This is a genomic window from Burkholderia sp. Bp8963 (genome assembly GCF_003854275.1).
Classification (GTDB): domain Bacteria; phylum Pseudomonadota; class Gammaproteobacteria; order Burkholderiales; family Burkholderiaceae; genus Burkholderia.
This window is the reverse complement of record NZ_QTQP01000001.1, coordinates 218,666-245,222: the sequence shown is the minus strand read 5'-3', so window position 1 is coordinate 245,222 and position 26,557 is coordinate 218,666. Positions and strand designations below refer to the sequence as shown.

General features: G+C 68.7%; 27 protein-coding genes. 3 read left to right on the top strand and 24 right to left on the bottom strand.

All coding sequences use genetic code 11. The annotated features are described in order from the left end of the window. Positions 1-244 precede the first annotated feature (244 nt). Positions 245-1,111 carry an oxidoreductase gene (locus DID96_RS01115; protein WP_124597429.1) on the top strand — a complete coding sequence of 289 codons (867 nt, stop codon included), beginning with the start codon at positions 245-247 and terminating at the stop codon, positions 1,109-1,111. 137 nt (positions 1,112-1,248) lie between these two features. Then, positions 1,249-1,902, top strand: a complete 654-nt coding sequence (locus DID96_RS01110) for an alpha/beta fold hydrolase (RefSeq protein ID WP_124597428.1) — start codon at positions 1,249-1,251, stop codon at positions 1,900-1,902. A 57-nt stretch (positions 1,903-1,959) separates the two neighbouring features. Here DID96_RS01110 and infA read toward each other — a convergent pair whose 3' ends face one another. The 24 genes from infA to DID96_RS38745 all read right to left on the bottom strand — a co-directional run bounded on the left by infA (position 1,960) and on the right by DID96_RS38745 (position 25,203). After that, entirely contained in the window at positions 1,960-2,226 is a 267-nt protein-coding gene (gene infA, locus DID96_RS01105) for a translation initiation factor IF-1 (protein WP_124597427.1), read from the bottom strand. A gap of 340 nt (positions 2,227-2,566) precedes the next feature. After that, positions 2,567-2,770: a cold-shock protein gene (locus DID96_RS01100; protein WP_124597426.1), complete on the bottom strand. Its 204-nt coding sequence runs from the start codon at positions 2,768-2,770 to the stop codon at positions 2,567-2,569. 245 nt (positions 2,771-3,015) lie between these two features. Next, complete coding sequence (locus DID96_RS01095; protein WP_124597425.1) at positions 3,016-4,092, bottom strand: Rieske 2Fe-2S domain-containing protein; 1,077 nt, start codon at positions 4,090-4,092, stop codon at positions 3,016-3,018. Positions 4,093-4,193: 101 nt separating this feature from the next. Then, the gene (locus DID96_RS01090; protein ID WP_124597424.1) at positions 4,194-6,647 is read right to left on the bottom strand and encodes an RND family transporter; all 2,454 of its coding nucleotides are present in this window, start codon (positions 6,645-6,647) and stop codon (positions 4,194-4,196) included. Positions 6,648-6,729: 82 nt separating this feature from the next. Continuing rightward, positions 6,730-7,770 (bottom strand): sialidase, encoded by a 1,041-nt coding sequence (locus tag DID96_RS01085; protein ID WP_260463764.1) that lies wholly within the window; start codon positions 7,768-7,770, stop codon positions 6,730-6,732. 142 nt (positions 7,771-7,912) lie between these two features. After that, the gene (locus DID96_RS01080) at positions 7,913-9,118 is read right to left on the bottom strand and encodes an acetyl-CoA C-acyltransferase (RefSeq protein ID WP_124597423.1); all 1,206 of its coding nucleotides are present in this window, start codon (positions 9,116-9,118) and stop codon (positions 7,913-7,915) included. A gap of 18 nt (positions 9,119-9,136) precedes the next feature. Then, complete coding sequence (locus DID96_RS01075; RefSeq protein WP_124597570.1) at positions 9,137-9,640, bottom strand: MaoC family dehydratase; 504 nt, start codon at positions 9,638-9,640, stop codon at positions 9,137-9,139. After that, entirely contained in the window at positions 9,640-10,440 is an 801-nt protein-coding gene (locus tag DID96_RS01070; protein WP_124597422.1) for an SDR family oxidoreductase, read from the bottom strand. The genes DID96_RS01075 and DID96_RS01070 overlap by 1 nt, the downstream gene beginning before the upstream one ends. After that, positions 10,440-11,630: an acyl-CoA dehydrogenase family protein gene (locus DID96_RS01065; protein ID WP_124597421.1), complete on the bottom strand. Its 1,191-nt coding sequence runs from the start codon at positions 11,628-11,630 to the stop codon at positions 10,440-10,442. The genes DID96_RS01070 and DID96_RS01065 overlap by 1 nt, the downstream gene beginning before the upstream one ends. Then, a complete protein-coding gene (locus DID96_RS01060) occupies positions 11,627-12,973 on the bottom strand; it encodes an acyl-CoA dehydrogenase family protein (RefSeq protein WP_124597420.1) in 1,347 nt (448 codons plus the stop codon). Before DID96_RS01060 ends, DID96_RS01065 begins: the two co-directional genes overlap by 4 nt. 3 nt (positions 12,974-12,976) lie before the next feature. After that, the gene (locus tag DID96_RS01055; protein ID WP_124597419.1) at positions 12,977-13,855 is read right to left on the bottom strand and encodes an SDR family oxidoreductase; all 879 of its coding nucleotides are present in this window, start codon (positions 13,853-13,855) and stop codon (positions 12,977-12,979) included. A gap of 32 nt (positions 13,856-13,887) precedes the next feature. Further along, complete coding sequence (locus DID96_RS01050) at positions 13,888-15,039, bottom strand: acetyl-CoA C-acetyltransferase (RefSeq protein WP_124597418.1); 1,152 nt, start codon at positions 15,037-15,039, stop codon at positions 13,888-13,890. Then, a complete protein-coding gene (locus DID96_RS01045; RefSeq protein ID WP_124597417.1) occupies positions 15,039-16,106 on the bottom strand; it encodes an acyl-CoA dehydrogenase family protein in 1,068 nt (355 codons plus the stop codon). The genes DID96_RS01050 and DID96_RS01045 overlap by 1 nt, the downstream gene beginning before the upstream one ends. Before the next feature lie 29 nt (positions 16,107-16,135). Beyond that, on the bottom strand, positions 16,136-17,305 hold the full coding sequence (locus DID96_RS01040) for an acyl-CoA dehydrogenase family protein (protein ID WP_124597416.1): 1,170 nt from the start codon (positions 17,303-17,305) through the stop codon (positions 16,136-16,138). Continuing rightward, on the bottom strand, positions 17,302-18,162 hold the full coding sequence (locus tag DID96_RS01035; protein WP_260463763.1) for an enoyl-CoA hydratase family protein: 861 nt from the start codon (positions 18,160-18,162) through the stop codon (positions 17,302-17,304). The genes DID96_RS01040 and DID96_RS01035 overlap by 4 nt, the downstream gene beginning before the upstream one ends. A 27-nt stretch (positions 18,163-18,189) precedes the next feature. Continuing rightward, a complete protein-coding gene (locus DID96_RS01030) occupies positions 18,190-19,305 on the bottom strand; it encodes a nitronate monooxygenase family protein (protein WP_124597415.1) in 1,116 nt (371 codons plus the stop codon). Next, entirely contained in the window at positions 19,302-20,291 is a 990-nt protein-coding gene (locus tag DID96_RS01025) for an enoyl-CoA hydratase (RefSeq protein ID WP_124597414.1), read from the bottom strand. Before DID96_RS01025 ends, DID96_RS01030 begins: the two co-directional genes overlap by 4 nt. A gap of 8 nt (positions 20,292-20,299) precedes the next feature. Continuing rightward, on the bottom strand, positions 20,300-21,097 hold the full coding sequence (locus DID96_RS01020; RefSeq protein WP_124597413.1) for a CoA-transferase subunit beta: 798 nt from the start codon (positions 21,095-21,097) through the stop codon (positions 20,300-20,302). Positions 21,098-21,107: 10 nt separating this feature from the next. Then, positions 21,108-22,001 carry a CoA transferase subunit A gene (locus DID96_RS01015; protein WP_124597412.1) on the bottom strand — a complete coding sequence of 298 codons (894 nt, stop codon included), beginning with the start codon at positions 21,999-22,001 and terminating at the stop codon, positions 21,108-21,110. Between the two features lie 8 nt (positions 22,002-22,009). Next, complete coding sequence (locus DID96_RS01010; protein WP_124597411.1) at positions 22,010-22,906, bottom strand: VOC family protein; 897 nt, start codon at positions 22,904-22,906, stop codon at positions 22,010-22,012. Between the two features lie 157 nt (positions 22,907-23,063). Beyond that, on the bottom strand, positions 23,064-23,714 hold the full coding sequence (locus tag DID96_RS01005; protein ID WP_124597410.1) for a hypothetical protein: 651 nt from the start codon (positions 23,712-23,714) through the stop codon (positions 23,064-23,066). Between the two features lie 588 nt (positions 23,715-24,302). Further along, positions 24,303-24,719, bottom strand: coding sequence for a type II toxin-antitoxin system VapC family toxin (locus tag DID96_RS01000; protein ID WP_124597409.1), 417 nt, complete (start codon positions 24,717-24,719; stop codon positions 24,303-24,305). Further along, complete coding sequence (locus DID96_RS00995; protein WP_124597408.1) at positions 24,706-24,942, bottom strand: FitA-like ribbon-helix-helix domain-containing protein; 237 nt, start codon at positions 24,940-24,942, stop codon at positions 24,706-24,708. The genes DID96_RS01000 and DID96_RS00995 overlap by 14 nt, the downstream gene beginning before the upstream one ends. A gap of 129 nt (positions 24,943-25,071) precedes the next feature. Continuing rightward, a complete protein-coding gene (locus DID96_RS38745; RefSeq protein ID WP_260463774.1) occupies positions 25,072-25,203 on the bottom strand; it encodes an SDR family oxidoreductase in 132 nt (43 codons plus the stop codon). 207 nt (positions 25,204-25,410) lie between these two features. Between DID96_RS38745 and DID96_RS00985 the strand changes: the two genes are divergently transcribed. Next, a complete protein-coding gene (locus DID96_RS00985) occupies positions 25,411-26,511 on the top strand; it encodes an acyltransferase (protein ID WP_124597406.1) in 1,101 nt (366 codons plus the stop codon). The last annotated feature ends 46 nt before the right edge of the window (positions 26,512-26,557 follow it).

Here is a 26,557-nt window from a genome sequence, read left to right as displayed (position 1 = left end):
CAAAACGCTTCCGGCATGCGCGCTGCCGCCTGAGCCTTGACGAAACGCGCTGCGTGGCAGACGATGAGCCGCTCGCCCCACCTGCTCGCGTCGCCGGAGCAGTCTCACAGCCTCACCCGGCATCACCGCTGTCCCCACAATCAACTTCGTTCGATTGGCGTGGGCCGATCGAACAATGCGCATGGCTCACGCCTGAATGTTCGCGGTCTGTCGATGCGCGCATCTTGTTCCGGGAGAAAGATCGATGTCACACGAGAAGAAAGTCTGGTTCATTACCGGCGCGTCGTCCGGCTTTGGCCTCGCGCTTGCGCAGGCCGTGCTCGCACGCGGCGATCATGCGGTGGTCACCGCGCGGCGGCTGGAGCGGCTGCAGGCCGTCGTCCAGGGGCATGAAGACCGCGCGCTGGCGGTACAGATGGACGTCACCGATGCGGCCGCGCGCGAGCGTGCGGTCGAGCAGGCAATCGCGCGGTTCGGCCGGATCGACGTGCTCGCGAACATTGCGGGGCGCGGCTCGATCGGCGCGGTGGAGGAATTCTCGCCCGCCGAGTTGCGCGACCAGTTCGAGATCAACTTCTTCTCGGCGGTCGAGATGACGCGCGCGATCCTGCCGCAGATGCGCGCGCAGCGAGCGGGCCGCGTGCTGACGCTGACGAGCGTCGGCGGCCTCGTGACGGTGGCCGGCGCCGGCGCGTACTGCGCGGCGAAGTTCGCGCTCGAATGCTGGACCGAGACGCTCGCGAAGGAAGTGGCGCCGCTCGGCATTCGCGTGACGCTCGTCGAGCCCGGTGCGTTCCGCACCGAGTTCGCAGGCGACGTGCTGCAGCGCGCCGCGCATCGGCTCGACGTCTATCGCACCGTCGTCGGGCCGTTCGAGGATTACCTCATCAGTAACGCAGGCAAGCAGATGGGCGATCCGGTCAAGGGCGTCTCGGTGATGCTCGACGCGATCGACAGCGACTCGCCGCCGCTGCGGCTGATGCTCGGCGCGGATGCGTATGCGCTGTGGGACAAGACCATCGCGGAGCGCATCGACGATATCGACGCTTGGCGGGAGCAAGGCGAAGCAACGGCGTTCGACGACGTGCAGGCGGTGCAGATCGGGCGTTGATGCGGGCGGGGTGCGCCGATTGTCCCGTTGACTTCCGCTTGCCGGTCCGATACGATCGAGCCACTTTCAAGACGCCCTCCCGGTTCGCCGGGAGGGCGTTTCGTTTTGGTTCTCCCACCAAAAGGAAGCGTCTTGAAATGAACCGTCCCGACTCCCCTCTCCAGCATCCGGCCGGCGTCCTCGGCTACGTGCAGCACGGCACCGGCCCCGATGGCGTGATGGTCCTGCACGACTGGCTCGGCGATCATACGAACTACGATCCGCTGCTGCCCTATCTCGACACCGCCGCGTTCACCTATGTGTTTGCCGATCTGCGCGGCTATGGGAAATCCCGCCACCTGACGGGCGCCTGCACCGTCGACGAGATCGCCGCCGATTGCGTCGCGCTCGCCGATCGACTCGGCTGGCAACGCTTCCGTCTGATCGGGCATTCGATGACGGGCATGGTCACGCAGCGCGTCGCTGCCGATGCGCCGTCACGGATCAAGAGTGCGATCGCCGTGTGTCCGGTCTCCGCCGCAGGCAATCGGCTGGGCGACGAAGCGAGGGCGTTCTTTGCCAGCACGATCGGGAACGACGACGCGTTCCGCCGGCTCGACACGCGCTTTCTGGTAGTCGTCGGGGACAAGGATCCGGGGCTCGGCGAGGACGCGATGAAGGACACCTTCCTCGCGTGGCACCCGAACGCGCGATTGCGCGCGATTCCGAACTGCGGGCACTACCCGATGCAGGAGCAACCGCCGTATTTTGCGACGATCATCGAGGAATTCCTGCGCAACGGAACCGCGTGAACGGCGCCGCAGCCAGGAAACCGCGCGGGCTGCGGCGCGTGCGCCCGCACCCGTCGTTCAGCGGCGCGGCGGCCCGCTGCGAGGCGCTCGCGCGGGCGCGCGATCGTCCTTGTGCCGGAAATTGATGCGACCCTTGGTCAGGTCATAGACCGACAGCTCCAGCGTCACACGGTCGCCCGCGAGAATGCGGATATGGTTCTTGCGCATGCGGCCCGATGCGTACGCGCCGACCACTGCGCCATTTTCCAGCGTGACGCGATACTTGCTGTCCGGCAGCACTTCGTCGACGATTCCGTCCAGTTCCAGCAGTTCTTCTTTTGCCAAACCAATTCCTCCAGACTAGGTGATTGACCGCAGTCGCTTCCGGCAACGGCCGGCGGCACGGCAGGATGCCGGGCGCGGATGTTCGTGCAGACGAGCCACGGTCCCGGCTCGCGATCGAGGCCAGGCGGGTCGCCACGTGGGCGGTCAGGGGTGGCGGCGCGATGGGCGCCGCGCTGGTCGGAACCGTACCGGCTTCGGCACGGTGGCGATCTGCGCGGGTTGCTTCGCGCTGAAAAGGCGACGGCGGACGCCGTCAACCGACGGCGCCCGCCATGGCGGCAGATGCCGCGCGCAGGTTCTGCGGCACCGGTCCCGGCTGGGCGACCGGCGCCAACGCGGCTTACAGCGGCGTGATGTTCGATGCTTGCAGACCCTTGGGGCCGCGCTTCACTTCGAAGCTGACCTTCTGGTTCTCGGCCAGGGTCTTGAAGCCCGTGCCGCGAATTTCGGAGAAGTGCGCAAACAGGTCGTCGCCGCCCTTGTCCGGGGTGATGAAACCAAAGCCCTTGGTTTCGTTGAACCACTTGACGGTACCGGTATCCATAAATACTTCCTTAATACAAATAAATTGACACGCGCCCGCGACGGGCACGAAAAAGATTCAAAGAGGGAGAGACCAACGACTGCCGCACGCAGCGGCAAAGGGTGAGCAATCGAGCATCTTGAAGACTTCGGTGACGCACACTACGCGGTACGGGCCGTTGTGTCAAGTTTTACGATGCGGCACAGCCGCGCATCGCGCGGTCGATGGCCGGCGCGGCGCGCCCGCGCGCCCCGCTGCCTGCCCGCTTACCGCTCGAACACGTGATGCAGCGCGGGCGGCGTTTCCCCGTCGCGGATCCGCATCTCGAACACCTTGCGCGTGACGCTCGACGGCCGCACGTCGGCCGCATCGAGATAGAACTGCGAATACCAGTCGCGCATCTGGTAAAGGGGTCCGTCGCCTTCGCACAGCAGCGGGTTGTCGATCCGCGTCTTGCTGTGCCAGATGTCGACGTCCTCGTAGAACGCGCGCTGCGCTTCCTTCACATACGCATTCGCAATTTCCATGTTCTGCGCGTCGCTCAAGCCCGGCAGCTTCTTCACGATCACGCCGTAGCGCAGCTCGAAACTGTTCATGTCGATCGGCACGTGGCAGTTGAGCAGCACCGAATGGATCGGCTGGCCGTTGCTCTGGCCCGTCATCTGCGTGATGTGCACGGCCGGCCCGAAATACGTCGACAGCGCGGTCAGGCTGTCGCCGCCGAGCTTTTCGCTGCGGCCGACCATCAGCTGCGTCGCCTTGTGGTCCTCGAACAGGTTTGCGAAGTAGTCGATCGGCGCGCGATGCACCGTCGCGAAGTGCGCGACGTCGGAGATGTTGTCGACGAGTTCGCGGCAGTTCGCGTGGATCAGCATCTTGTCGACGACCCAGCCCGACCATTCGTCCGAGAAGCACACGTCGAAGCGCGGGATCGCGACTTCGTCCGGCGGCGGGTTGCCTTCCGGGTCGTTCCAGACGAACAGCAGATGGTTTTCCTCGCTGGTCGGCCACGCGCCGATGCGCGCCTTCGGCGGAATGCGTTTGCAGTACGGGATCGACGCGCACTGCCCCTCCCCACTCCAGGCCCAGCCGTGGAACGGACACACGAGCGTGTCGCCTTCGACCGTGCCGAGGCTCAGGTCGGCGCCCATGTGCGGGCAGTACGCGTCGACGATGTTGACCTTGCCGGTCGAGTCGGCGAACGCGGCGAGCTTGCGGCCGAAGATGTTCAGCGTGTGCGGCTTGCCGTCCTGGTAGTCGCGGGCGAGCCCGACGCAGTGCCAGCCGCGCGCATAACGCTCGGCGAGCGGCTGGGCTTCGATCTTGTAAGGGCGTGCGGACATGTGGGTCGTCTCCTTGTGGTTCGGTGGCGCGCGGCGGCCGGCCGTGCCGGCCGCGCGCTCGGGGTGAATCGCGGTGAGTCGGGGCCGCGTCGCTCAGTGACTCAGTGCATCGTGTTGCCGGGCTCGAGCGCACGCGCGGGCTTGAGCGTTGGCGCGGCGGCCGGCGCCGGATGCGGCGCGCGGCGTTCCGCGCGTTCGACGCCGAGCCACGCGGCGAGCGCCGGCAGCAGGAACACCGCGCCGAACAGGTTCACGAGGAACATGAACGCGAGCAGCACGCCCATGTCGACCTGGAACTTCAGCGCGGAAAACGCCCAGGTGCCGACGCCGATGAACATCGTGACGGCGGTGAACAGCGCCGCGGTGCCGCGCTGGCGCATCGCGTCGGCGAACGCATCGGGCAGCGTCGCGCCGTGCCGGATGTCGTGCTGCAGGCGCTCGTACAGGTAGATGCCGTAGTCGACGCCGACGCCGACGCCGAGCGTGATCACCGGCAGCGTCGCGACCTTCAGGCCGATGCCGAGCCGCGCCATCACCGCGTTGCAGAGGATCGACACGAGCGTGAGCGGCACGATGATGCACAGCACCGCACGCCACGAGCGGAACGTCACCGCGCACAACAGCGCGATCGCGCCGAAGATCGACAGCAGCATCGCGACCTCGGCGTCGCCGACCGCCTCGTTGGTGGCCGCCATCACGCCGACGTTGCCGCCCGCGAGCCGGAACGCGACGTTCGGCGTCGGGTTCCCGGCCGCGAAGCGCTTGATCTCGTCGACGATGTGCGCAATGGTCTTGCCCTCGTGGTCGGTCGTGTAGATCAGCACCTGGATCGCCTTGCAGTTCGCGGTGTTCATCCCGTTGTCGGGGTCGAACGCATTCGCGCCCTGCGTGAGCCCGTCGCTCGAACGCGGCAGCGCCGCCCAGCGCGGGTTGCCCTCGTTGAACGCGGCGATGAACACCTTGCCCTGCGACGCGACGCTCGTGACCGACTGCACGCCCGCGACGCCGCGCATCCGCATCTCGAACTTCTCGATCGCGCTCATCACCGGGTAATGGAGGCACGCGTCGTCGAAACCGGTCGTCTCGACGATCACCGACAGCACGTCGACGCCGATGTTGTACTGATGCGTGATTGCCGCGTTGTCGACGTTGTAGCGCGAGTTGGTGCGCAGTTCGGGCGCGCCGGTGCCGATATCGCCGATCTGCAGGTTGCGCGATTCGAGCATGCCGTACGCAAGCAGCGCGAGCGCGACCGCGAATACGCCGAGCGCCGGCAGCGGCCGCGCGAACGTTGCGAAGCCCGACCACATCCGGCTGCCGCCCGCGGCCGCCGTACGCTGCGCGCGCACGAGCGTGCCGCGTTCGAGGCGCGTGTATGACAGCAGGATCGGCAGGAACACCTTGTTGGTGACGATCATCAGCAGCACGCCGACGCACGCGGTGATGCCGAGCTCGCGCACGATGTCGATCTGGATCCGCATGATCACCATGAAGCCGAGCGCGTTGGTCAGCAGCGCGACGGTGCCCGGCACGAACAGCTTGCGGAACGCGTCGCGCGCCGCGTCGACCGACGTCGCGCCGCGCACGAGCGCCTGCTTCCACGCATTGGTCATCTGCACCGCGTGCGACACGCCGATCGAGAAGATCAGGAACGGCACGAGGATCGACATCGGGTCGATGCCGAGCCCGAGCAGCGGCAGCGCGCCGAGCAGCCAGACGACCGGCAGCAGCGCGACCAGCAGCGCGAGCGCGGTGGTCTTCAGCGAGCGCGTATACGCGAACAGCAGCGCGGCCGTCACGAGGAACGCGAGCGCGAAGAACGCCATCACGCCGGCGATGCCCGCTTCGACGTCGCCGACGAGCTTCGCGAAGCCGATGATGTTCACGTCGACGTTCTGTTTCGCGTAGCGCGCGCGGATCTCCTCGAGCTGGCGCGCGACCGCGCTGTAGTCGAGCCGCTTGCCGGTCGCCGGATCGGTCTCGCGCAGCTCCGCGCGGATCAGCGCGGATTTCAGGTCGTTGCCGACGAGCCGGCCGATCTGCCCGGAGCGCGCGACGTTGCGGCGCACCTTCGCGAGATCATCCGGGTTCGCGCTCGAGAACTGGCCAGGCACGACCACATCGCCGCGAAAACCCGCTTCGGTGACCTCGGTGTAGTGGACGTTCGGCGTGAACAGCGAGAACACGCGCGAGCGGTTCACGCCGGGGATGAAGAACACGTCGTCGGTCGCATGGCGCAGCGCGTCCATGAACGGCTGCGTGTAGATGTCGCCGTCGCCCTTCCAGCGCAGGCTCACGAGGATCGTGTTCGCGCCGGGGAACGCGCCCGCGTAGCGGTTGAACACCTGCATGTACGGGTGCTGCATCGGAATCATCTTGTTGAAGCCCGGGTCGAGCTTCAGGCGGGTCGCGGAGAGCCCGAGCGCGAGCGTCACCGCGACGCACAGGAACAGCAGCAGCCGGCGCCGGCGGATGATCGTGTCGGCGCAGCGCTCGACGAAGGCGGCGAGGCGCGACGCGGGAACGGCATCGGTGGGGCGTGACAGGTCGTTCATGGAACTTTCCTCGTATCGGAACGGCTGGCGGAGCGGAAACTCGCGGAAACGGACGACGGCTGGCGGAACCGGCCGCCGCGTGTCAGGACGGCAGCGACGGATGCGTCGCGCTTGATCCGGCGAGTGTCGAGTGCGTCGCGCTTGATCCTGCGAGCGGCAGACGCGTCGCGCCTGATCCGGCGAGTGGCGCGACGCCCGCCTCGCCGCCGAGCAGCAGCGCGCCGTGCCCCATGTCGAGCACCGCCGCGAGGCTCTGCACGCCGCCGAGCTTGCGCACGTCAAAGGTCAACCCGCCGTCGTGCGACGCGACGATCGCCCCGCCCTGGCCGACCAGCACCAGTTCACCGTCGGGAAGCTGGGTCGCGCCGAAGTACGACACGGGCACGTGGCAGTCGACATGGGTCCAGGTGTCGCCGCGATCGGTGCTGCGCAGCACGTTGCCGCGCATCCCGTACGCGACCCAGTCGCCGTTCGCGAGCATTAGCGCGCCGAACAGCGAGCCCGCGTACGGCGACGGCCGCTTGTCCCAGCTCGCGCCGTTGTCGGTCGAGCGCAGCAGCGTGCCGCTCTCGCCCGCAATCAGCAGGTTGCCGTGGCCATCGCCGACGATCGCGTTGAGATGCCGGTCGCCGGCGGGCGTCTTCACCGTCTGCCAGGTCGCGCCGGCGTCGTTCGACTGCAGCAGCTGGCCGAAACTGCCGGCCGCGAACAGCGGCCCGTTCGCGGTGCCCCACACCGACAGCAGCGGATCGGAATGCGCGGGCGCCGCATGCACGTCGCGCCAGTGCGCACCGGCGTCGTCGCTACGGACGATGCGGCCGTCGTGGCCGACCGCGATCCCGAGCGTCGGCGTGACGAAGTGCACCTGCGTGAGCGTCGAGCCCGGGTCGGGCGTGACCGACGCCGGCCGCCAGTGCGCGCCGGAGTCGTCGCTCAGCAGGATCACGCCGCGCTCGCCGACCGCGACGATGCGCGCGCCGGCCCGCGCCAGCCCGTTGATCTGCAGGCGATCCGCATGGATCGCGGTGACCGGGAACGCCGGCAGCGGGCGCGGCGAAAACGCGAACAGCGCGGCGCCGAGCACGAGTGCCGACATCGCGAGTCCGGGCAGGGTTCGTTTCATCGCTTGTCTCCATCATTTTTGTCGACCCGAGTTGGTGCTTTAGCGCTTACTCGGGTCCCATGCGGTCAGTGCCGCGGCCTCGAAGGGTCCTGAATCGCACCCTCGCCCGACGGCGCAGCCACGCCGCCGAGCCGGCCGGCCGCTACGCGCCGACCTCGAACAACGCAGCCGCGCCCATCCCGCCGCCGATGCACATCGTCACGACCGCATGCCGCACGCCGCGGCGCGCGCCTTCGAGCAGTGCATGCATCGTCATCCGCGTGCCGGACATGCCGAACGGATGGCCAAGCGCGATCGCGCCACCGTCGACGTTCAGCCGTTCGTCCGGAATGCCGAGCGTGTCGCGGCAGTACAGCGCCTGGCACGCGAACGCCTCGTTCAGCTCCCACAGCCCGACGTCGGCCACGGTCATCCCGAAGCGCGCCAGCAGCTTCGGGATCGCGAACACGGGGCCGATGCCCATCTCGTCCGGCTCGCAGCCGGCCACCGCGAGCCCGCGGAACGCGCCGAGCGGCGTCAGGCCGCGGCGCTGCGCCTCGCTGCGCGACATCACGACCACGGCCGCCGCGCCGTCCGACAGCTGCGACGCGTTGCCGGCCGTCACGAATTCGCCCTGTCCGACCACCTTGCCGCCGCTCCACGACGGCTTCAGCCCCGCGAGCCGCTCTGCCGTCGTGTCGGCGCGCACGCCTTCGTCGCGCGCGGCCTGCACGTCCTCGTGACCGGCCGGGTTGCCCTCCTTGTCGAACAGCGCGCGCCGCACGTCGAGCGGCGCGATTTCCGCGTCGAAGCGGCCGGCCGCCTGCGCGTCGGCCGTGCGCTGGTGGCTCTGCAACGCGAAGGCGTCCTGCGCCGCGCGCGAGATTCCGTAGCGGCGCGACACGATCTCGGCCGTTTCCATCATCGCGATATAGGCGGCCGGCTGATGTGCGAGCACCGCCTGCGAACGCGCGCGATACGCGTTCTTGTGCTTGTTCTGCGTGAGCGAGATCGACTCGACGCCGCCCGCGACGACGATCCGCGCGTCGCCCGCGCCGATGCTGCGCGCGGCGCTCGCGATCGACATCAGGCCCGACGAGCACATGCGATCGATTGCCATGCCGGGCACCGACGCCGGCAGCCCGGCGGCAGCGGCCGACAGGCGGCCGATGTTGTAGCCCTGCGTGCCCTGCTGCGCGGCGCAGCCGATCACCACGTCGTCGACGTCGGCCGGCGCGACGCCCGCGCGCTCGAGCGCCGCGCGCACCACGTGGCCGCCGAGCGCGGGCGCCTCGGTGTCGTTGAACAGGCCGCGAAACGCCTTTCCGATCGGCGTGCGTGCGACGGAAACGATGACTGCGTCTTCCATGTGTCTGGCTCTCTGAATCTAGAAGTAGTAACGGCTGATCGTGTCGGCCACACAACCGGGCTTGGCTTCGCCTTCGATCTCGACGGTCACGCGGATCCACGCCTGCACGCCGCCGTCGAGCGGCTCGACACGCAGCAGTTCGCCGATGCCGCGCACACGCGCGCCGACCTTCACCGGCGCCGGGAAACGGATCCGGTCGCAGCCGTAGTTGACGCCGAGTCGCGCGCCGTCGATGCGCACGATCTGCGGCAGGAAATGATTCACGAGCGACAGCGTCAGGTAGCCGTGCGCGATGCATGCGCCGAACGGGCCGTCCTTCGCGCGCACGGGATCGACGTGCACCCATTGGTGGTCGCCTGTCGCGTCCGCGAAGCCGTCGATGCGGCGCTGGTCGATCGCGAGCCACGCGCTTGCGCCGAGCGTGTCGCCGACGGCGGCGGCCAGTTCGCCGGGATGCGCGAACACGCGGGGTATCGGGGCCGCCGGGGGCATCGTGCGCACGGGGTCGAGGGTCGCGTCCATCATGCGTGCTGGCTGCTGACCGACAGGACTTCGCCCGTCATGTACGACGCGTAATCGCTTGCGAGAAACACCATCACGTTGGCAACCTCCCAGACTTCGGCGGCGCGCCCGAACGCTTCGCGCGACGCCAGTTGATTCAGCAGGTCGGCCGGGGCCGACTTCTTCAGGAAATCGTGCATCGCGATGCTCGGCGCGACCGCGTTGATGCGCACGCCGTACGGCGCGGCTTCGAGCGCCGCGCAGCGCGTGAGCGCCATCACGCCCGCCTTCGCGGCCGCGTAGTGCGCCTGTTCCGCCTGCGCGCGCCAGCCGAGCACCGATGCGTTGTTGACGATCGCGCCGCGGCCGCGGGCCTGCATGTGCGGCAGCATCGCGCGCGTCATCCGGAACGTCCCGGTGAGGCTAATGTCGATCACCCGCGACCATTCGGCATCGTCCATATCGATGATGCGGCGCGCGCCGCCGAGCCCCGCGTTGTTGATCAGCACGTCGACGCCGTCGAGCCGCGCTTGCGCGTCGGCGACGAGCGCCTGCACGTCGTCCTCGGAAGCAACGTTGCAGAGCCGTCCGTAGATCTGCTGGAGCCCAGTTTCGGCGCGCAGTGTGTCGACCGCCTGTTCGAGACGCTTTTCGTGGATGTCGGAGATGAACAGCGCACGGCAGCCTTCCTCCGCGCAGCGGCGTGCGGCCGCGAAGCCGATGCCGGCGCCGGCGGCGGCCGTGATCAGCACCGATTTGCCGGCGAGCAGCCGGTGGCCCGGCACATAGGCGGGGGCTGGACGGATCTGGGGTTCGGTCATCAGTTTCCTCGGGGTTCCTTGGGCATGCCGAGCCCGCGCTCGGCCATGATGTTGAGCTGGATTTCGTTGGTGCCCGCGTAGATCGTGTCCGCACGGGAAAACAGGAACACGCGCTGCAGGTGGGCGAGCTTGTCGTCGGACGGATCGACGACGTTCGCGCGCGTGCCGAGCACGTCCATCGCGAGCTGGCCGAGGTCGCGGTGCCAGTTCGACCAGTAGTACTTGTAGATCAGCGCGTCGCGCCGCAGCGGCGCGCCGGCGGCATCATCCGCGCCGGACAGCATCCGCAGCGCGTTGTAGCGCATCACGCGCAGGCCGGCCCACGCGCGGCCGATCCGCTGCCGCACCACCGGGTCACGGTCCGCGCCCGATTGGCGCGCGGCGTCGATCACCCATTCGAGCTCGCGCACGAACTGCATCTGCTGGCCGAGCGTCGACATCCCGCGTTCGAAGCCGAGCAGCGTCATCGCGATCCGCCAGCCGTCGCCCGGCGCGCCGACGAGGTCGCGGCCTTCCGCGCGCGCGCCGTCGAAAAACACTTCGTTGAATTCCGCGCCGCCGTTCAGCTGCCTGATCGGCCGGATCTCGATGCCCGGCTGGTCGAGCGGCATCAGCAGGAACGACAGCCCCTTGTTGCCCTTCGACGCGGGATCGGTACGCGCGAGCACGAAGATCCAGTCGGAATCGTGCGCGAGCGAGGTCCAGACCTTCTGGCCGTGCACGCGCCATGCGCCGTCAGCATCCTGCTCGGCGCGCGTGCGCACGTTCGCGAGATCGGAGCCCGCGCCCGGCTCGGAATAGCCCTGGCACCAGAACTGCGTGCCGGCGAGGATGCCGGGCAGGAAGCGCGCGCGCTGGTCGTCGGTGCCGCATGCGAAGAGCGTCGGCCCGAGCAGCCCTTCGCCGATGTGACCCATCCGCCCCGGCCCGCCGGCGCGCGCGTATTCCTCGTGGAAAATCACCTGCTCGGCGACCGTGAAGCCGCGGCCGCCCGCTTCCGTCGGCCAGCCGAGCCCCGTCCAGCCGCCCTTCGCGAGTTCCTGTTCCCACGCCTTGCGCAGCGCGGGCCACGCCTCCTCGTCGCCAGGGCCGCCGCGGTATTTCAGGCAGGCGAATTCGCCGGTCAGGTGCGACTGCACCCAGTCGGCCACTTCGTGCCGCAATTGCTGTTCGCGGGTTTCGCTGTTCATTGGAATGCTCCTGCGCGGGCGGCGGACGGACGCGCCGCGTGCGCCACGGGCGCGGCGACCACATGTGCGGCGACCACATGTGCGGCGCTGTCCGCCCGCGCGCCGTCGATCGCATGGCGCGCAATCCATTCGAGCAGTTGCGGTGTCGTGCCGAACTGCGCGCCCGACGCTTGCGCGCGCTTGAAGTAAAGATGCGGGTCGTATTCCCACGTGAAGCCGACCCCACCGTGCAGCTGGATCGCTTCCTGCGCGCAGAACGCATACGCGTCGTTCGCGGCGGCCTTTGCTGCGGCAATGTCCGCGCAAAGCGCGGCGCCGGGCTTCGTCGCGCCCTGCTCCGCATCCCACGCGTGCGCGGCGCCGAGCACGGCCGAACGCGCCGATTCGATCAGCACCATCATCTGCGCGCAACGATGCTTGACCGCCTGGAACGACGCGATCGCGCGGCCGAACTGCACGCGCTGGCCCGTGTAGTCGAGCGTCAGGTCGAGGCACTGCTGCGCGCCGCCGAGCTGTTCGGCGGCCAGCGCGAGCGCGGCGAACCACGCGGCGCGTTCGAGCACATGCGCGACGTCGCGGCCCGCGAGCAATGCATCGCGGCTCACGCGCAGGTCGTCGAGCGCGACCCGCGCGAGCGGCCGCGTCGCGTCGAGCGTATCGAGCGGCGTCACGGCAAGACCGGACAGGCCGGACCGAGCGGCCGGCACGTCGACGGCAAACAGCCCGACCGACCGCCCCTCGTTCGCGATTCGCGCCGGTATCAGCAGCAGATCCGCACGCGCGCCGTCGAGCACCTGCGCGCAGTTGCCGGACAGCGCAAAGCCACCCGCGGTTTCTTCAGCGATGAACGGGAGCGCGGGCGCCTCGGCCGATTCGCCGAAAGCACCGCACGCGTGCGTGCCGGGCCGATTGCCGAACGGCTCGCCGGCTGGCATCCCCGCCAGCTCGCCAAACGGCCAATCGAGCGGCAACGCGAGCGTCGCGCTGCATGTGCCTTCCGCGATCCTTGCGAGCCACGCGGCCGAAGCCGGCGTTCCGCAGTGCGCGAGCGCGGTCGCGGCCACGCACGCGGTCGGGAAATACGGCACGCACGCGACGCGGCGGCCGAGCTGCTCCATCAGAAGTGTCTGCTCGACCGCGCCGAGCCCCATGCCGCCCGCCGCCTCCGGCAGCGCGAGCGCGTTCCAGCCGAGCTCGCCAGCCAGCGTCGCCCACAGCGCGTCGTCGCGGCCGGCCGCCTGATCGAGCGCACGGCGCACGTCCGCGGACGCGCTGCGCTCGGCGAGCACGTCCGCTGCCGCGTCGCGGATCATCAGCTGTTCGTCGGTGAGCGAGAGATCCATGGCTCAGCTCCCGTACACGGGCTGAGCGGGGCGCGCGTCGGCGATCAGCCGCGCGACGGCCGGGCCGACCTCGGCCGGCGCCCAGCGCGCGCCGCGATCGACGCGCGGGCCCGTGCGCCAGCCTTCCGCCACGGCGATCACCCCGCCGGCAACCTCGAACACCTGCCCTGTCACGTCGGCCGACAACGCGCTGCCGAGCCACACGACGAGCGGCGCGACGTTGGCCGGGTCGAAGTGGTCGAACCCGCCGTCGTCGGGCTTGCGCATCATGTCGGCGAACACGTCCTCGGTCATCGACGTGCGCGCGGCCGGCGCGAGCGCGTTCACGCGCACGCCGTAGCGGTGCAGCTCGACGGCCTGCATCAGCGTCAGCGCCGCGATGCCGGCCTTGGCGGCGCCGTAGTTCGACTGGCCGATCGAGCCTTGCAGCCCGGCGCCGGAGCTCGTGTTGACGATCCGCGCATCGACCGGGTTGCCGGCTTTCGCGGCGTCGCGCCACGCACGCGCGAGCAGGCTCGACAGGCAGAAGTGGCCGCGCAGGTGCACGCGCATCACGTCGTCCCAGTCCGCTTCGGTCATGCTCGTAAACATCTTGTCGCGGCAGATGCCCGCGTTGTTGACGAGCACGTGCACGTCGCCGAACGCGTCGCGTGCCGCGTCGACGATCCGCTGCGCGGTGTCGACGCGCGTGATGTCATCCGAGTTCGCGAGCGCGCGGCCGCCGCTGCGTGCGATCTCGTCGCACACGGCCTGCGCGGCGTCGTGCCGGATGTCGTTGACGACGACCGCCGCGCCTTCGGCCGCGAACGCGCGCGCGTATTCGCGGCCGAGCCCGCCGCCCGCGCCGGTGATGATGACGGTGCGTCCGTTACAGATTCCCATGCTCATGCCTCGTGGATCGTGGAAGATGGCGCTCACATGCGCTCGATGATCGTGACGTTCGCGAGGCCGCCGCCTTCGCACATCGTCTGCAGCCCGTAGCGGCCGCCGGTGCGTTCCAGTTCGTGCAGCAACGTCGTCATCAGCCGCGCGCCGGTCGCGCCGAGCGGATGGCCAAGCGCGATCCCGCCGCCATTCGGGTTGGTTTTCTCGTGCGGGAAGCGCGTATCGGCGAGCCATGCGAGCGCGACCGACGCGAATGCTTCGTTCAGCTCGACGACGTCGATCCGCGACCAGTCGAGGCCGGCCTTGCGCAGCGCTTCCTTCGTCGCCGGGATCGGTGCAGTTAGCATCCACAGCGGATCGTCGCCGAGCACGCTCAGGTGGTGGATTCGCGCGCGCGGCGTCAGGCCGTAGCGCTTCAGCGCATCCTCGGAGACGATCAGCAGCGCGGCAGCTGCATCGCAGGTCTGGCTCGCGACCGCGGCCGTCAGCGAGCCGCCCGGCGCGAGCGGTTCGAGCGTCGCCATCTTTTCCAGCGACGTGTCGGGGCGCGGCGTCTCGTCGTGCAGCACGCCTTCGAGCGGCACGATTTCCCGCTTGAAATGCCCGGCCTCGATCGCCGCGATCGCGCGCCGGTGGCTTTCGAGCGCGTAGCGTTCCATCGTGTCGCGCGACAGGTTCCAGTGATCGGCGATCCGCTGCGCGGCGACGAACTGCGACACCGGCGCGTCGCCGAAGCGCGCGCGCCAGCCCGCGCTGCCGGAGAACGGATCGGTGAAGCCGAGCGGCGCCGCGCAGGTCATCGCGGACGAGATCGGGATCTGCGTCATCGTCTGCACGCCGCCCGCGACAACCACATCCTGCACGCCGCTCATCACCGCCTGCGCGGCGAAGTGCACGGCCTGCTGCGACGAACCGCACTGGCGGTCGACGGTCACGCCGGGCACCTGCAGCGGCAGGCCGGCCGCGAGCCAGCAGGTGCGCGCGATGTTGCCGGCGAGCGGGCCGATCGTGTCGACGCAGCCGAAGATCACGTCGTCGTAGTCGTCGGTGGGAATCGCGTTGCGCGCGACGAGCGTCTTCAGCACGAAGCCGCCGAGGTCCGCTGCATGCACGTGCGCGAGCCCGCCCTTGCGGCGGCCGGTCGGCGTGCGCAGCGCGTCGACGATATAGGCTTGTTTCATCAGGATTGTTCCTCCAGGTCGAAGGTCTGCGCGGGGCCGATCGGCAGCGCGTCGTCGAGGATCGCTGCGGCCACGCGGGCCTTGTGGAAGGCGCCGTCGCCCCAGCTCGTGGCGAGCGCCCAGATGCGTTTCATGAAGATCTGCAGGTCGAGCTCCCACGTGTAGCCGATCGCGCCGTGCACCTGCATCGTGTGGCGCGCGGCAAGCTGCGCGGCGGCACTCGCCGCGAGCTTCGCGTGCGACACGAACACCGCGCGCTGCGGGTGGTCGTTCGCGATCGCCTGCGCGGCGCGCGCGACCACCGGCCGCGCAAACTCGTAGCGGATCGCGACGTCGGCGAGCAGGTGCTTGAGCGCCTGGTACGAGCCGATCGCCTTGCCGAACTGCTTGCGCTGCGCGCTGTAGTCGATCGCGACGTCGAGCACGCGCTGCGTGAGGCCGAGCAGTTGCGCGGCGACCGCGAACGCGCCGTGGTCGAGCGCGCGGGCGAGGAGCGGCGCGGCTTCGTCGGCGTTCGCGATGCGGGTTGCCGACGTCGGCTCCCAGTCGAGCGTGAACAGGCGCCGCGACGGGTCGACGCTGTCGACCGCGCGCCACGCGCAGTGCTGCGGGTCGACGTGGTGCAGCTCGCCGCGGTGCTCGCACAGCAATGCTTGCGCGACGTGCACGTCGGCCGCATACGGGTTCACCGGGTGCACGAGCGCGACGCGCGCGCGGCCCTCGGCGATGTCGCGCAGCAGCGCGTCGCGCCACTCGCTTTGCGGCAGCCGTGCGAGCACGCCGGTCGCGACGAGCGCGGTGTCGAGCAGCGGCTCCGGGCTGCCGAAGTAGCCGTAGGCCTGCGCGAGCAGCGCCCATTCGACCTCGCCCAGGCCGAGCCCGCCGTGCGCGTCGGGCACCGACACGGCGGTCAGCCCCTGCGACGCGAACAGCGACCATAGCGCGTCGGAGCGGCCGGTCGGCGTCGCCCACAGCTCGCGGATCAGCTCCGGCGTCATCTCGGTCATCAGCAGGCGCTTGACGCTGTCCGCCAGCGCTTCCTGGTCCTCATCGAATACGAAATCCATACGATGTCCATTCAGTCGGGTGAGCGTGGTCAGGCACGCGGCATGCCGAGCATCCGTTCGGCGACGATGTTGCGCTGGATCTCGTTGGTGCCCGCGTAGATCGGGCCGGCCTGTGCGAACAGGAAGCCGTCGAGCCAATGGCCGAGCGTCGCGTGCTGCGCGGCCGTCTGCGGCACGACCTCGCCGTGCGCGCCGAGAATGTCGAGCGCAGTCTGGTGCATGCGCAGGTCGAGCTCCGACCAGAACACCTTGTTGGTGCTCGACTCGGCGCCGATGTGGCCGCCCTTCTGCAGCCGGCTCGCGGTCGCGTAGGTCGACAGCGCATAGGCCTGCGCGTCCATCCACGCGGCGACCACGCGTTCGCGCAGCGTCGGGTCGCGGTCCGCGGTGTCGCGATGCGCGAGATACAGGTCGCGCAGCGCCTGCGCGGTGCGCTGGAAGCGCGCCGGCGAACGCAGCATCAGCCCGCGCTCGAAGCCGGCCGTCGCCATCGCGACCTGCCAGCCCGCGCCTTCCGCGGCAAGCCGGTTCTCGACCGGCACCCGCACGTCGTCGAAGAAGATCTCCGCGAAGCCGGTCTGCCCGTTCAGCTGGCGGATCGGCCGCACGGTGATGCCCGGCGCGGACAGCGGCACCATCAGGAACGTGAGGCCGTGATGGCGCGTCGAGTCCGGATCGCTGCGGAACAGCCCGAACAGCCAGTCGGCCCACACCGCGCGGGTCGACCAGATCTTCTGGCCGTTCAGCACGTATTCGTCGCCGAGGCGGATCGCGCTCGTGCGGATCGCGGCCATGTCCGAGCCCGCGTTCGGCTCCGACCAGCCCTGCGCCCACACGTGCTCGCCCGCCGCCATCGCGGGCAGGAAGCGCGCCTTCTGCGCGTCGGTGCCGAAGTCCATCAGCGTCGGCCCGAGCAGGAAGATGCCGTTCTGGTTCACGCGCATCGGCGCATCGGCACGCCAGTATTCCTCCTCGAAAATCAGCCACTCGATCAGGTCGCAGCCGCGTCCGCCGAGCTCGCGCGGCCACGTGACCATGCTCCAGCGGCCCGAGTGCAGCGTGCGCTCCCATTCGCGGTGTGCGGCAAAGCCCGCCTCGGTGTCGAAGCTCGGCAGCCGCTCGCGCGGCACGTGCGCGGCGAGCCAGTCGCGAATCTCCGCGCGGAATGCGTTCTGCTGGGGGGTATAGGTCAGGTTCATGCGCGTGCCTCCTCCGCCGCAGCATTGGCCGTAGCCGTAGCAGTTGCAGTTGTCATCCCGGTCGCCGTTGCGGCCTGCGCCTCGAAACGCGCGTCGCGCTTCTCGACGAACGCGGCGCGCGCCTCGGTCGAGTCCTGCGTCATGTACGCCTGCAGCGTGAAGCCCTGCTCCCAGCGGTACTTGTCCTCGAGATTGCCGTCCTCGACACCGTTCAGCGCCTCCTTCGCGAGCCGCACCATCGCCGGGCTCTTCGCGGCGATCTTGCGGGCGAGCGCGAGCGCCGCGTCGCGCAGGTGTGCGCGCGGCACGACCTGTTCGAGCGCGCCGAGCCGGTACGCTTCGGCCGCGTCGATCATGTCGCCGGTGAAATACATCGCGCGGACCTTCTGCACGCCGAACAGCCGCTGCAAGTGCGCGCCGCCGCCCATCGCGCCACGGTCGATCTCCGGCACGCCGAAGCGCGCGCAGTCGGCCGCGACGACGATGTCCGCCGCGCCGCAGATGCCGATCCCGCCGCCGAGCACGAAGCCGTGCACGGCCGCGATCACCGGCTTCGGATTGCGGTGCACCGCGCGGAACGTCTCATAGTTGCCGGCGTTCACGCCGACGATGCGCTCCGGATGCGCGGCCAGCTCCTTGATGTCGACGCCCGCGCAGAAGCCGCGCCCTTCGCCGCGCACGACGATCACGCGCACATCGTCGTCCTGGCCGAGCGCGTCGAGCGCGTGCGCGAGCGCGTGCCAGCCGTTTGAATCGAGCGCATTGACGGGCGCTTGGTCGATCACCAGTTCGGCGATGCCGTCGGCCCGGTCGATCCGGAACGGCTGCGCGCCGCCCGGTTGATTGGATGCTGTCATGAGTGGGGCTCCTCCCGGTCGTTTCGTTCAGGCGATCTGTGGTGCCTGTCGTGCCTGCAATGCCTGTGATGCCGCCGCGCCTCTCAGCGCGGCCAGCGCGTCGAGCCGCGCGGCGGCGTCGGCGACGATGCGCGCGATCAGCGTGTCGCACGATTCGATCGCGCCGATCATCGCGGCCGCCTGCCCGCTCGGCAGCACGCCTTCGTCGGGCTGTCCGTCGACGATCGCGCGCTGGATCAGAAATGGCGCGTTCGCGGCCATCAGCGTCTGGCTCGCCGTGTAGTCGTGCTCGCGCAGCGCCTTGAACCCGAGCGCGAGCATCTGGCCCGCGCGCAGCCCGTTCTGGCGCCGCCATGCTTCGGCCGTCTTCAGCGCGAACAGCGTGCGACGCAGCGGGCCGAAGCGTTCGAGCTTCAGCAGATACGGGTTGTCGATCATCCGCTGCGGCAGGCCGTCGAGCGCGTCCGACACGCGGATGCGCGCCGGATCGCCAACCGCGACATACCGGTCGAGCGTCGCGCGCGGCACCGGCGATTCGGCGCTCATCAGGAAGCGCGTGCCCATCGCGATGCCGGCCGCGCCGTATGCGAGCGCGGCCGCGAGCCCGCGCCCGTCGAAGAAGCCGCCCGCCGCGACGACGGGCACCTGCACCGCGTCGAGCACCTTCGGCAGCAGCAGCGTGGTCGGCACCGAGCCCGTGTGGCCGCCGCCTTCCGCGCCCTGCACGGTGACGATGTCCGCGCCGAGCTCGACGGCCTTCACCGCATGCTTCGGCGCGCCGACGGTCGGCATGCAGACGATGCCGGCGTCCTTGAAGCGGCGGATCGTCTTCGCGTCGGGGCCGCGGCCGTAGCTGACCGCGCGCAGCCGGTGCCTGATCGCCAGTTCGACGACTTGCTCCGCGTTCTTCTGGAACATGTGGAAGTTGATCCCGAACGGCTGGTCGGTCAGCGACTTCACCTTCAGGATCTCGGCTTCGACGCGATCGGGCTCGAGCGTCGCGCCGGCCAGGAAGCCGAAGCCGCCCGCGTTGCTGGTGGCCGCGACGAGCCGCGCGTCGGCCACCCAGCCCATCGCGGTCTGCACGACCGGATAGCGGCAGCCGAGCAGCTCGGTCAGCGGTGTGGAAAGCGTCGTGGTCATGCGGCGGCTCCGTTGACGGCAACCGGTTTGAGCGCGTCCGGCGCCGGCGCAGCCGACGTAGCGCCGTTAACGGCCGCGGGAGCTGCAGCGGGCTCGGCGGCGCCATTCGTCTTCGCGGCCTCCGACAGCTCGCGCTGCGAGCTCGCCATCCGGCGCGCGTCGTAGCCGCCGAGCTTGTCGCCGCTCACGAGCTCGTTGTGTGCATGCGCGAAGTGATGCCACGCGAATGCCGCGTCCATCGCCGATCGCTTGCCTTGCAGCTCCTCGACGTGGTTCAGCGCCTGCTTGGTCAGCGCGAGACCGAGGCGCGGCATCGTCGCGACCTTCGTGGCGATCGCATAGGTCGCGTCGCGTAGCCGCTCGCGCGGCACCACGCGGTTGACCATCCCCATCTGGTACGCGCGCTCCGCCGGCATCCGCTCGCCGAGGAACAGGAATTCCTTCGCGATGCGCGGGTTCAGCTCGTATGCATGCGCGAAATACTCGACGCCCGGAATTCCCATCCGCACGACCGGATCCGCGAAGAACGCGTCTTCCGACGCGACGATCAGGTCGCACACCCACGCGAGCATCAGCCCGCCCGCGATGCACGCGCCGTGCACCATCGCGATCGACGGTTTCGGCAGGTCGCGCCAGCGGCGGCACATGCCGAGATACACCTCCTGCTCGCGTGCATAGAGGAATTCGCCGCCTTCCTTGTCGACGTGGTCGTACCACAGCGACACGCGGTCGAACGACTCGTGGATGTCGCGGCCCGGCGTGCCGATGTCGTGCCCGGCCGAGAAATGCTTGCCCGCGCCCGCGAGCACGATCACCTTCACCGCGTCGTCGTGTGCCGCGCGCCGGAACGCTGCGTCGAGCGCATACGTCATCTTCGAATTCTGCGCGTTGTGATAGTCGGGGCGGTTCATCGTGATCGTCGCGATGCCGCTCTCGACCGCGTAATCGACGACACCTTCACCGAACGAAATCTGGGTCGCTTCCATCTCGCACCTCATCCCCGGCGCGGCGCCGGATTGTTGCGCACGATCGCCGCGCGCAGGTTGTGCGGGTCGAGCGCGCGCACGACGCGCAAGTCTTCCGCGTTCGGCGCGGGCGTCGTGCCGAGTTCCGGATGCGCAAGCAGCGGGAAACCGGTTGCGTCCTGCGCTTCGTCGAAGCTCACGCCCGGATGCAGCGAGCGCACGCGGATCGCGTGGTCGGGGCCGCCGAAATCCATCACGCACAGGTCGGTGACGATGCTGCGCAGGTCGACGAAGGTCTTCATCCCCGGCAGCCGGCGCGCGGGGTTGTAGCCGACCGTGCACACCATGTCGACTTCGCCCGCCACGAACGTGCGCTTGCCGTGGCCGCTGACGAAGAACGAGTTCGCGTGGTTCGTCGAGTTGCCCGGAAAGCCGCGTGCGCCGAGCAGCTGCGTCTTCGGGTGCGCGTAGTCGTCGCCGAGCCACGAGATGTTCGCCTGGCCGAAGCGGTCGATCTGCGTCGGCATCACGAGCGCATGACGGCGGCCGTGCCACAGGCAGTCGAACACGCGCTCGTAGGTCATCCAGCCGCTCGCCTTCACGCGGTAGCCTTCGGGGCGCGGGCCGAGCGGCACGGGCGCCTCGACGAGGTACGCCTCGCCGTCGGTCAGCATCAGGCCGCTGTTGTACGCGACGCGCGCCAGGCCGGCCGCGAGACGCGGGCCGGTGCCGATGCCGGTCGCCAGCACTTCGCCGTCGTCGCGCCAGAGCCGCGCGGCGGCGACGATCATCAGTTCCGCGAGGGAATGGTCGAGAGATTCGCTCACAGGCGCTCCTTTACAGAATCGGCAACGGCAGCGCCGTCACATGCGACAGGCCGCCGACGCCTTCGAGGTACTGGCGTTCGTCCTGGCCCACCACGTCGCGCAGGTAGGCGGCGGTGTGCGCGTCGTCGTCCGCGCTCGCGCAGTACGCGCGCAGATGCGGCAGGTCCCAGCCGTAGGCCGGCGCGCACGAGGTCGGGTGCGCGCCGGCCGGCGCGTGCACGACGCCCGTGACGAGCGAGCGCTCGAACGGGTTGCGGCGCGCGGCATCGAGGTCGTCGCCCGCGAGCGACACGTCGACGGTTTCCGCCGACACGTAGCAGCGCTGCGCGGCGCGTGCCATCCACGCATCGAAGAACGGATCGGGGCCGTCGATGCGCGTGTTGCCCATCCGGTCGGCTGCGTTCACGTGCAGCAGCGCGACGTCGAGCTCGAGCGCCGGCATCGCGAGCAGCGTCTCGCCGTCGTCGTACGGTGACTGCACGGTGCGCAGCTGCGGCGCGTGATCGAGCAGCGCGGTGCCGAGCCCCGCGCGGGTCGGCAGGAACGGCAGGCGCGCGGCCGCCGCGCGCAGGCCGAGCTGCAGCATCCCTTCGTCGAGTTCGAGCACGTCGATGCGGCCCTGCTCGCGGGCGCGGCGGAAGTGCGGCTCGAGCGGGATCACGTCGAGCGACACGAAGCCGAACACCACCTTGCGCACCTTGCCGGCAGCGCACAGCAGGCCGACGTCGGTGCCGCCGTACGCGACGACCGTCAGGTCCTTCAGGTTCGAGCGCGCGATTTCGCGCACCAGCGCCATCGGCTTGCGCCGCGGGCCCCATCCGCCGATGCCGAGCGTCATGCCGTCGGCGAGCTGCGCGACCACGTCGCGCGCGGACATCGTCTTGTCGAGAGGTTTCATCGTCATCGTGCTGATTACCGGTATCCGATGCTGAAGTCGTGGCCCCACTGGCTCACCTGGGTCGCCTCGAACACCGAGTGCTGCGCCCAATCGACCGTCACGCCGCCGAAGCCGTATTCGAGGTCGAAGCCGCCGGGGGTTTTCATGTAGAACGAGATCATCTGGTCGTTGCAGTGGCGGCCGAGCGTCGCGGACATCTTCACGTCGTGTGCGGCAACGCGATCGAGCGCGCGGCCGACTTCGTCCATCGAGTCCACCTCGGCCATCACGTGCACGCAGCCGGACGGCACGGCCATTTCGAACAGCGCGAGGCTGTGGTGGCGCGCGTTGCGGCAATGCATGAAGTGGATGCGCTTCTCGGGCTCGGCCGGGTCGGGCGTGAACTTCACGCGGTAGATGTCGGACAGCTCGAAGCCGAGCACGCCGCGCACGAACGCGTCGGTCGCGTCGAACTGCGGCGCGGGCAGCACCGCATGGCCGAGGCCCATGTCGCCGGTCACGAAGCGCGGCACGCCGAGCGGCGACACGAAGCGGCGGAAATCGCAGCGCGCGCCCCAGTACAGCTCGTGGCGGTTGCCCGACGGATCCTCGCACCATGCCATCGCCTGCACGCGGCGCAGCGCGACTTCGGCGCACGTCGCGCGGATCGGCTCGACGCCCGCGCACTGCAGCGCCGCGCAGGCCGCGTCGAACGCGGCGGCATCGGGCAGCTCCCAGCCCGACGCGTAATAGCGGTCCGCGCTGCCGGGGACGATCAGATAGCGGAAATCGCGCGCGTCCATCTTCAGGTACAGCGCGCCGTCGGGCGCATCGAGCGCCTGCATGCCCAGCACGTCTTCCGCATAGCGGCGCCACGCATCGACGCGCGTCGCCTCCACGACGACATAGCCGAGCGCACGGACATCGATCATGTCGGCCTCCTCCTGGTTCAGAATCCGTTGTTCGTGAAAGGATTCTGGCCGGTCGGCCGAGCCGTCACATCGTCTGTTGGGACGAGAGGCGGAATGGAAACGGGATACGTGCGGCCCGGCGCGCCGGCAGCGCGCGCCGGTGTGGCGACTGCCGCTGTCAGAAGCGGTACGAGATCCCGATCTGCACGACCGGATACCACCGGTAGCGCGACATCGTGCGCCGCAGTTCGTCGAGGCCGCTCTGGACCAGGATCTGGCTGTTCACGGGGCCGATCCTTGCCGCGAGTTCTGGCGACAGCGTGTACGAGCACCGCGGGATGCCGTATGCGACGCCGAGATCGGCGATGAAGCCGAACCCCTTCGACGCCGGCCGATGTCCGTAGCCGATGCCGAGGTACGGCATCACGGTCGGATAGCGCGCTTCCGCTGTCGCATACATGCCGGGCAGGGCCGGAAAGTGGTGACCGCCGTACACGTAGGTGCCATCGGTCGGCACCGACACGCCACGGATCGAGTCATCGTTGAACCGCAACCCTGTCGTGATCCGGAATCCGTGGCCGCGCCACGGAAAGATATCGGCGTAAAGCCCCCCTTGCCGGAGCTTCAGGTCGTCCTGATAGCGATTGCCGCCGAAGCTGAAATCGTGCGACAAGTTGATCGCATTGAAATCGGCATGCGCGCCGAGCACCGAATTGAAGCTCACTGCCGCTCCAATGCCGGCGCCTTGCGTGCCGCCCTGCAGGAAAATCTCCTGCGCATGCGCACTTGCGACGACCATCACCCCCAACGCTGCCCATTTGTTCAGCATCTTGTTCACGGGCGTCCCCCCGGACGCGTGCCGGTCCTCCCAACGCTCGCGGCGTTTTACCGGCACGCCATCTCTTCAGTCTTCTTTTTCACAATCGGATCGCGACCGTCGTCGAACAACGATGCCGCTACAGCCGACATCGCATCCGCCGCAGATCGCACGGCACGTCGCCGCTCGACCCGAACCCCGTTTGCGTTATTTCCCCGGTTCCCGCCGTGCACGTGTCGACATCACTTCATCGACGTCCGCGCGGGCGGTACCGAATGGACTGCAAGGAGCGCGCCATCGGGCGCAAACCCAGGCGGGGTGGACATCCACCGCCGGCGATCGGGAATCGCGCGGGGCGGGACGGGGGGGAATGTTTCAGGGATGAAGCGCTATGCCGCGTGAGCGGTTGCGGAAATGAACGGCCATCGAAGCGAACCGGAGGCGCCGCGATGCCCGATGGGCGGCCGTTTGGGGGGATTCAAGGGCGTCGCAACGCAACCACGCGTGGCGACGCACGCACGATTCGGGCGTGCGGGATGATTCATTCGTGTGACGTTGCGCGTGCCGGCGCCGGGCGCCGCGTGGGGAAAAGGACTGCGCCTAGTCGAACGGATTGAGCAACCTGACGCCTGTGCTCGCGAAATCGCCGACGTTGCGGGTCACGACCGTCAGATCGTTGATCAGCGCCGTCGCCGCGATCAGCTTGTCCAGTTCATGCTGCGGCTGGGGGACACGCAGATGCCCCCACATCTGGCTGATCTCGATGTCGACCGGCAGAATGTTCGGCGCATAGTCGGACAGGATCGTCGTCAACCATGCTTCGAGCTTCGACGCCTGCCGGGCATCGCCGCGATGGCGGATCAGCTCGACGCCGCGCCGTAGTTCGGACACCGTGACAATCGAAAGATAAAGGGCGCTCGCGTCGGCTTCGGCCTGCCGAAAGAACGCTTGCACCCCGCGGTTGGTTCGTGTGCCCTTCCTGATTTCACTGATGACGTTCGTGTCAATCAAAAACATGCCTGGCCTCGCCGGAATCCTGCACGCGCTCGAAATCCGTGTCTTCGCCAACCAGCGGCATGCTCATCAACACCTCAGCGAACGTCCTCCGCTTCGGCCGGCCGAGCGCACTCGCGAGAATGGCCCGATGTTCGGCTTCCGCACTTCGGCCATGCGCCGCCGCCTGCTCGCGCAGGCTCTGAACGAGACTGTCATCCACGTTACGCACCAGTAGATTTGCCATATGCCCCTCCAGTCAGATTGCTATCAATGATAGCAGCACGCATGCAAATTGCAAGCATTGCTATCAGCGCAGCCCCGGCAGCGAGGGTCCCGGTTAGCGTCGGTGGATCACGGACGTTGCGTGCAGCGGCTAGATGCCGTACCCACCAGACACATTGAATTGCTGTCCGGTAATGTAAGCCGCGTCGCCGAAGGCGAGGAAGACAGCCGTTCGGCCAACGTCCTCGGCCTTGCCCCAGAGCCTGAACGCCAGCACCTTCATCATCTCGTCGATCCAGACCTGATCGAACCGTGGTGCGGGCCGCTCCGACAGACTTTCTCGCCGGTTGCCGTTGAACCCGAACAGCAGCGTGCGGACCGGCTCCGAAATCGAGATCATGACTTTCCCTATGGGGCTTTGAGGACGCCTCGCTTATCCGATATAAATCAGACCACGAAGCAGAAATACCAAAGCGGACGGGGACAGACGATGAGAACGACCAATCTCAGCCTTGAGGGGTTGCGGGGTGCCGCCGCGTTGCTGGTCGTTTTCTATCACGCGCATTTCTGGGTGTCCTGGCTCGGACTCGCCCGAAACGGCTATCTCGCCGTGGACCTGTTTTTCGTGCTGAGCGGGTTTGTGATCAGTTCGGCATACAGCCGCAAGCTCGACAACCCGGCAGACGCGCGATCGTTCATCGTTCGGCGCTTCGGGCGCATCTGGCCGGTCTTCATCGTCGCCACGGCGATCCAATACATGGTCACGGACAGCTTGCTCGCCGCAATGACGCGAGCAGGCCACTACCAGCCGCTCGACGTGCCGACGCCCACCGAACTCCTGTCGCTTGTCACGATGTCACAAGGCCTGAACCTGTTCGATCGCTACATCGGCAACGGATCGGCATGGTCAGCCGGCGACGAGTTCTACGTCTATCTTTTGTTCGGCGCGATGTGCGTGGCGCTACGCGGGAAGGCGCGCGTCGCCGCGTTTGCGGCGATCGCAGTGGCGGGATACGCACTCGCGATCCGGGTGTCTATCGGATCGTCGCACTGCTTGCAGACCGCAACTTGCTTCGACATGACGTACAGCTACGGGTGGGCGCGTTGCCTGGTGGGGTTCTTTGGCGGGACGTTGATCGCGGAATACCGTGGCGCGCACGTGTTCCGTGCGCTGCGAGGGCGCGCCGCCCAGATCGCGACGCTGGCCATGTCGGTTGCCTTCGTCACGTACGCCGACCGGGTGCCGGGCCTCGCGCTCGCGGCGCCGGTCGTGTTCGTCGCGCTGATCGCGTCATTGACGGAGGACTGCGGCCCGGTTGCCGAGCTGTTCAGCAAGCGGCCGTTCCAATATCTCGGCCGCGTCTCCTATCCGCTGTACCTGATCCACGCCGCGTTCCTGGAAGCGTTCGGCAGCGTCGTCAATGTGCAACGTTCGTTTGCCGCGCAAGCAGCCTGGATTGGGGTGTTCCTGCTGATCACCTTCGCGATCACGCACATGGTGCACGTGGCCGTCGAGGTGCCCTTCCGCGCGCGCTTCTACAGCTGGGCCGATCGCTTCCGGGAGCGTGCACCGCAGGTCGTGACCGACTGAAACCCGCGCGCTCGGCGTGCGGCGATCGCCGCCGTACATCGACGCC

What these genes read in the sequence shown, in the direction of transcription:
- DID96_RS01115 (WP_124597429.1), top strand. Translation starts at nt 245, where the DNA reads ATGTCACACGAGAAGAAAGTCTGGTTCATTACCGGCGCGTCGTCCGGC.
- DID96_RS01110 (WP_124597428.1), top strand. Translation starts at nt 1,249, where the DNA reads ATGAACCGTCCCGACTCCCCTCTCCAGCATCCGGCCGGCGTCCTCGGC.
- DID96_RS01100 (WP_124597426.1), bottom strand. Translation starts at nt 2,770, where the DNA reads ATGGATACCGGTACCGTCAAGTGGTTCAACGAAACCAAGGGCTTTGGT.
- DID96_RS01095 (WP_124597425.1), bottom strand. Translation starts at nt 4,092, where the DNA reads ATGTCCGCACGCCCTTACAAGATCGAAGCCCAGCCGCTCGCCGAGCGT.
- DID96_RS01090 (WP_124597424.1), bottom strand. Translation starts at nt 6,647, where the DNA reads ATGAACGACCTGTCACGCCCCACCGATGCCGTTCCCGCGTCGCGCCTC.
- DID96_RS01085 (WP_260463764.1), bottom strand. Translation starts at nt 7,770, where the DNA reads ATGAAACGAACCCTGCCCGGACTCGCGATGTCGGCACTCGTGCTCGGC.
- DID96_RS01080 (WP_124597423.1), bottom strand. Translation starts at nt 9,118, where the DNA reads ATGGAAGACGCAGTCATCGTTTCCGTCGCACGCACGCCGATCGGAAAG.
- DID96_RS01075 (WP_124597570.1), bottom strand. Translation starts at nt 9,640, where the DNA reads ATGGACGCGACCCTCGACCCCGTGCGCACGATGCCCCCGGCGGCCCCG.
- DID96_RS01070 (WP_124597422.1), bottom strand. Translation starts at nt 10,440, where the DNA reads ATGACCGAACCCCAGATCCGTCCAGCCCCCGCCTATGTGCCGGGCCAC.
- DID96_RS01065 (WP_124597421.1), bottom strand. Translation starts at nt 11,630, where the DNA reads ATGAACAGCGAAACCCGCGAACAGCAATTGCGGCACGAAGTGGCCGAC.
- DID96_RS01060 (WP_124597420.1), bottom strand. Translation starts at nt 12,973, where the DNA reads ATGGATCTCTCGCTCACCGACGAACAGCTGATGATCCGCGACGCGGCA.
- DID96_RS01055 (WP_124597419.1), bottom strand. Translation starts at nt 13,855, where the DNA reads ATGGGAATCTGTAACGGACGCACCGTCATCATCACCGGCGCGGGCGGC.
- DID96_RS01050 (WP_124597418.1), bottom strand. Translation starts at nt 15,039, where the DNA reads ATGAAACAAGCCTATATCGTCGACGCGCTGCGCACGCCGACCGGCCGC.
- DID96_RS01045 (WP_124597417.1), bottom strand. Translation starts at nt 16,106, where the DNA reads ATGGATTTCGTATTCGATGAGGACCAGGAAGCGCTGGCGGACAGCGTC.
- DID96_RS01040 (WP_124597416.1), bottom strand. Translation starts at nt 17,305, where the DNA reads ATGAACCTGACCTATACCCCCCAGCAGAACGCATTCCGCGCGGAGATT.
- DID96_RS01035 (WP_260463763.1), bottom strand. Translation starts at nt 18,162, where the DNA reads ATGACAGCATCCAATCAACCGGGCGGCGCGCAGCCGTTCCGGATCGAC.
- DID96_RS01030 (WP_124597415.1), bottom strand. Translation starts at nt 19,305, where the DNA reads ATGACCACGACGCTTTCCACACCGCTGACCGAGCTGCTCGGCTGCCGC.
- DID96_RS01025 (WP_124597414.1), bottom strand. Translation starts at nt 20,291, where the DNA reads ATGGAAGCGACCCAGATTTCGTTCGGTGAAGGTGTCGTCGATTACGCG.
- DID96_RS01015 (WP_124597412.1), bottom strand. Translation starts at nt 22,001, where the DNA reads ATGACGATGAAACCTCTCGACAAGACGATGTCCGCGCGCGACGTGGTC.
- DID96_RS01010 (WP_124597411.1), bottom strand. Translation starts at nt 22,906, where the DNA reads ATGATCGATGTCCGTGCGCTCGGCTATGTCGTCGTGGAGGCGACGCGC.
- DID96_RS01005 (WP_124597410.1), bottom strand. Translation starts at nt 23,714, where the DNA reads ATGCTGAACAAATGGGCAGCGTTGGGGGTGATGGTCGTCGCAAGTGCG.
- DID96_RS01000 (WP_124597409.1), bottom strand. Translation starts at nt 24,719, where the DNA reads ATGTTTTTGATTGACACGAACGTCATCAGTGAAATCAGGAAGGGCACA.
- DID96_RS00995 (WP_124597408.1), bottom strand. Translation starts at nt 24,942, where the DNA reads ATGGCAAATCTACTGGTGCGTAACGTGGATGACAGTCTCGTTCAGAGC.
- DID96_RS38745 (WP_260463774.1), bottom strand. Translation starts at nt 25,203, where the DNA reads ATGAAGGTGCTGGCGTTCAGGCTCTGGGGCAAGGCCGAGGACGTTGGC.
- DID96_RS00985 (WP_124597406.1), top strand. Translation starts at nt 25,411, where the DNA reads ATGAGAACGACCAATCTCAGCCTTGAGGGGTTGCGGGGTGCCGCCGCG.